Annotated in this window: 5 protein-coding genes; 1 reads left to right on the top strand and 4 read right to left on the bottom strand. The window is 47.7% G+C overall.

The genetic code is table 11. From position 1 onward, the window contains the following. A partial coding sequence (locus RMO27_RS00850) for a flavin reductase family protein (RefSeq protein ID WP_309728154.1) occupies window positions 1-539 on the top strand: 539 nt, incomplete at its 5' end. A 148-nt stretch (window positions 540-687) separates the two neighbouring features. Here the strand turns inward: RMO27_RS00850 and RMO27_RS00845 are convergent. From RMO27_RS00845 to RMO27_RS00830, 4 genes are all read right to left on the bottom strand, one after another. Continuing rightward, complete coding sequence (locus tag RMO27_RS00845) at window positions 688-948, bottom strand: hypothetical protein (protein WP_309728152.1); 261 nt, start codon at window positions 946-948, stop codon at window positions 688-690. A 174-nt stretch (window positions 949-1,122) separates the two neighbouring features. Next, on the bottom strand, window positions 1,123-1,803 hold the full coding sequence (locus tag RMO27_RS00840; RefSeq protein ID WP_309728150.1) for an HAD family hydrolase: 681 nt from the start codon (window positions 1,801-1,803) through the stop codon (window positions 1,123-1,125). A 31-nt stretch (window positions 1,804-1,834) separates the two neighbouring features. Further along, window positions 1,835-3,142 (bottom strand): hypothetical protein, encoded by a 1,308-nt coding sequence (locus RMO27_RS00835; protein WP_309728148.1) that lies wholly within the window; start codon window positions 3,140-3,142, stop codon window positions 1,835-1,837. A gap of 177 nt (window positions 3,143-3,319) precedes the next feature. After that, complete coding sequence (locus RMO27_RS00830) at window positions 3,320-4,378, bottom strand: cysteine synthase family protein (protein ID WP_309728145.1); 1,059 nt, start codon at window positions 4,376-4,378, stop codon at window positions 3,320-3,322. Window positions 4,379-4,683: the final 305 nt, after the last annotated feature.

Raw genomic sequence — 4,683 nt, 5'->3', positions numbered from 1 at the left:
TTGCCCAAGCTCTCAAGAAAGCCAAAAAAGCCAGCATCCCCAAAGCCAAGATCGGCGAAGCAACTACAGATCGTGTCGAGCAAGCCGTCGGGCGGATCGTCGGTGCCATGACGATCGTTACCACCCAACAGGGCGAGCTATCCGGTGCGATGTTAGCCTCCTGGGTATCCCAAGCCACCTTCAATCCCCCTGGCTTAACGGTAGCCGTCGCCAAAGAACGCGCGATCGAATCCCTGATGCACAAAGACGGTAAATTCGTTCTGAATATCCTCGAACAGGGCAAGCACATTCCCCTGATGAAGCAATTCCTCAAACCCTTTACCCCAGGGGAAGATCGCTTCGTCGGCGTCAATATCGACACCGCCACCAACGGCTGCCAAATTCTCACCGACAGCCTCGCCTACCTCGAATGCAACGTCCACAGCCGGATGGAATGCGGCGATCATTGGCTGATCTATGCCACGATCGATACTGGCAAAGTCTTCAATCCCACCGGAGTCACTGCCATCCATCATCGGAAGTCTGGGACGCATTATTAAGCAGATCGGGGGATCGTTCCAGCCCAAATTCAAATCGATCGTCAATTTCAGCAACTATGTAATAATACCGAACGGAGATGTTCGAGCGGTGACAATATTGGTGTTGGTATCGCCGCTCGATCGAGTATTCGACTTGGAGTTTTAATTCCTAAGCCGCTACAGAGTCATCGCCAAAATCATCTCTAAAGGATACTCGTACCTGGGCGGTAGGGACGATCGCCCAACCAGTTTGGAGCAGCCTTTGACTGGTTGCCCAGCCTTTCGATCCGCCAGGAATCGGATAATCTGGAACGCACAAATAGGGAAAAGCGGTATGGGGTTTCCAGGGCTGAAAAGGATCTAGCCTCAGGTGGAGCGTGAGTTTGCCCTTAGATGCAAATGAGGGAATCCAACATAGTTGTCCGGTCATTTTCGTATCCTCCTAAAATCGGGGTGGTGAACTTTTAAAGCATTGTGTGGGTCGAGCTAAGTAAATAATCTTGTCACGATCTTCTCAAATATAAGATTTGTAAACAGTAGCAATAACTACTGAGCGAAGTATGTATTAGATTTTTCTGAGTCAAATCTAAAATTGAGATCGACCTTACTGACGATCGAGGATAAAATCTACTGCCTCAGCTAAGTTAGCCACAATTTTATCTGGCTGATATTGTGCCAATCGATTTCGATCTCGAATTCCAGATAGTACGCCAATTACTTTAATTTGATGAGTTTGTGCCGCGATAAGATCGGCTTCAGTATCACCAACCATCCAAGTATTTTCATCTACCACTAACTCGGCAATCGCACGATCCATCAATTGGGTTTTAGCTTCAATATCACCATTTTTTTGATAATCATCCGGCAGGCAATAACGATGATGAGGTTTAAAAAATTGGCCGAGATTGTACCGCTCGAATGCCGGTATTAATTCACAGTTACGCCGCAATGTCATTACTAATAATTCACTACCAGATGCTTGGATTCTTGCTAGAGCCGTGATCGAGCCTGGCACAACGCGATCGAGTCCTAGGTATTGGATTTGATGGGCATGGCGATCGCGCATTTGTTTGAATTCTTCAGATTGAGTGGCTGTCAATCCCGACTCAATGCCCAGTTGTTGCTCGGGCACTTGTGCCTGTTTATATGCCCAGAATTTAGCTTTGGGTAAGATTTCGATCGGTTGATTCGGTTGCTTGACTTTATCCAAACAAAGCTGATAAACATGATAGTAGCGATCGGATAAATCCATAATCGGCCCATCAAAGTCGGTGATAATTCGCATGGGGTGAAAGCTTTAATATTAGTCCGTAACTTTAATCGTTGGCACCCGTTCGACTAACTCGGATCGATCGCCAACTATAAAATAAATAACCAATTTCCATGGTAACGCCCAGCATCATGCCGAGTGCTGCCGCGATCGCGCCATTTTGTCCCAACTGCGTACCAACATACGCTGCACCTAGCATCACCACCGCACCGACTCCAGCCGCCTGATTTACACCCCAGGTGCGGCCTTCGCTAACTAGAAAGCCTTGCAGCGCATTTTGCAGCGATACCAGGAGTGGCATCACCGCACAGAGCAGCAATACCGGACGCACGCGCGCGATCAGTTCGGGATCGTTACCCACAAACCACCCGATGGCGTCTTGACTCAGCGGTGTGCCACTGACTGATAATAGAATTAACGAGCACACCAAGCCGACGGTAATTGCAAAGATAATTAAGACTCGATCGGGTAATAACTGGCGATTGCGAATGATCATCTGCTGCACCATCCGCGTCGAATTTGCCACCACTATCACCAATCCCCATGCCGCCGGCCAAGCAGCTAGCGCGATACTCCCATCATTCGCCCGCGCGACAATCCCAACTAGAGCTGCCCGCGCGCCCCAGCCCAGGATCATCGTGCCGCCGAGTGGCGCGTAAAATTTCCAGACACCAGCTAAATCTTTGGGTAGTTCTGGGGTGGATACTAGTTCTGGAAGTTTCGTTGCCCCCAATCGTCGTGCCAAAAAGGTGACGACTACAGCTTCAGCAATTACGCCCCAAACTAAACTCATCCCCGCGACTACCGCACCATTAGCTCTGAGCGCAAAGCCACCAGCCAGAATACCGCCGACTACCAAGAGGCGGATGATGCCCGCCATCGCGACAGCATTACTCTCTCCACTATGAATTAATAAACCCTGAAAATATCGCCGCCAACCGATCGCCAATGGCCATAAAATGACGATCGTGAGTGTCGATCGAATCGTACCGCTCAAACTCGGTGCCACACCCAACCACCCTTCACCGACGATCGCAAATATCGCAGGGATAGTTGTCAGCGCGAGTAATAAACTCATGCCGCCGCTAGTAATTAATGTAAATTGCCATAATGCTCGCCGTGATGCTTGCGTCGGTGCGAGGGCATTACTGGCATGGAGCAACATGATAATCGGACTTTCACAAAAAATGGCGATCGCTTTAGCGACGCCAACAGCGGCGATATTATTCCTGGCATCTGGTAAATGGGCGAGGGTGGTAGTAGTTAACGGATCGCCCAAAGCCATCGAGACATCGGACAAGGATAGCGGAATAAATTGTTGCCATAGTTGAATTAATTGACGCTTGCGAGACATTAAATTAGGGATGAATGGGAATTTGAATTTCCAAAATTGCCGACGATCGAAATTGTGACTTCTAAAGTCGGCCTTAACAGATTTTAGAAGTCACAGTAGAAGCAGTGACTTCAAATATTTTGAGTGTAACAACTCAATTTAATTACAATTAAATCAAAAGCCACAAAATTATCGAGACTAGAATTCAATTGGGACGAGCGAGCTAATTTCTGATTCTAATTGCGATCGATCGAATAGATCTATTTGATTAGCTTTGAGCCAATCTCGATCGTAAACTGTTTCTAGATAACGATCTCCACGATCGGGATTTAACATGAGAATTGATAAGTTTCGATCGGGATGAGACCGAGCATATGCCAATCCCCCTGCCAAAATTGCCCCAGTCGAAGCACCCAGTAACAGGCCTTCTAGTTTAGCGATTTGATGACAAAAAGAAAAGGACATTTGATCGCTGACAGTATAGGCAATATCGAGCAAACTGCGATCGAAATTAGGCGGGACGAATGATAAACCTAATCCAGTCATTTTATAAGCAAATCGCGGTGTACCAAAAATAGCCGATCCGGCCACGTCAACACCGATAATTTTAGTAAACGGATAGTGTTGCTTAAAATAACGTCCGATGCCAGCTAATTGCCCCGCCGTACTCACGCCAATGACGATCGCATCTGGCGCACCATTAAAGGCTAATTCGATTTCCCGTGCCGTATACAGCTCGTGGGCATCGGGATTGTACGGGTTGCGATGTTGACAAGGATACCAGGCTCCAGGAATACTCCGCGCTAATTCTTGCGCCTTGTGCATTCGGGCTACTTGCATCGAACCATTACCATCTGCCGCACTCAAAGGCACCTCGACTAATTCTGCTCCATGCGCGGCCAAAATCCGCCGCATGGTGGGGCTAGTTTTGGCATCGATGACGATTTTGACTCGATAACCCCGCACCGCCCCTACCATTGCCAAGGCTATCCCAAAATTGCCCGAACTAGATTCGACGATCGTGCCATTGGGTAATAGCGATCCTTCAGCTTCCGCCCGATTTACCAAGCAAATAGCATTTTTCTCTTTAATACTGCCGCCGGGATTACAAGATTCGAGTTTGAAATAGAGATCGTGTTGTTGACACAATTTACTGACATGATTTAGTCTGACGATCGGTACAGTCCCAACCGCCTGCGTAAAATCTAGGGCGAGATTTGGTGTTGAAATTGGATGAGAATCGATGCGATTTATCATGATTGCCAGTACTCAAGCTGCCGACATTCCCCAGTCTGGCATTGCCAGATGAAAATCAGATGAACTCGCTCGTTTTCAGATTCTGTCTGACAAATATCTTTAGTAGGGGCAATTCATGAATTGCCCCGGAATTAGTGGATAGCTCTCCGTATTTCCAAACATCCTCTAAGCTCGACTTTATCCATTTTCGATCGCTTTGGATCTAACCGTCTAGCCATAACGGTTATAGCAGGTTGGACTTTTTGAATATCGCCTGTTTTATCGATCTGTGAAAAGTCGGTTCGACGAGAGCGAGTCTGGGAGCC

The sequence above is a fragment of the Chamaesiphon sp. OTE_75_metabat_556 genome (assembly GCF_031378165.1).
Taxonomy (GTDB): Bacteria; Cyanobacteriota; Cyanobacteriia; order Cyanobacteriales; family Chamaesiphonaceae; genus Chamaesiphon.
The sequence above is the reverse complement of the archived record's forward strand: the minus strand, read 5'-3'. Positions and strand labels throughout refer to the sequence as shown.

What these genes read in the sequence shown, in the direction of transcription:
- RMO27_RS00845 (WP_309728152.1), bottom strand. Translation starts at nt 948, where the DNA reads ATGACCGGACAACTATGTTGGATTCCCTCATTTGCATCTAAGGGCAAA.
- RMO27_RS00840 (WP_309728150.1), bottom strand. Translation starts at nt 1,803, where the DNA reads ATGCGAATTATCACCGACTTTGATGGGCCGATTATGGATTTATCCGAT.
- RMO27_RS00835 (WP_309728148.1), bottom strand. Translation starts at nt 3,142, where the DNA reads ATGTCTCGCAAGCGTCAATTAATTCAACTATGGCAACAATTTATTCCG.
- RMO27_RS00830 (WP_309728145.1), bottom strand. Translation starts at nt 4,378, where the DNA reads ATGATAAATCGCATCGATTCTCATCCAATTTCAACACCAAATCTCGCC.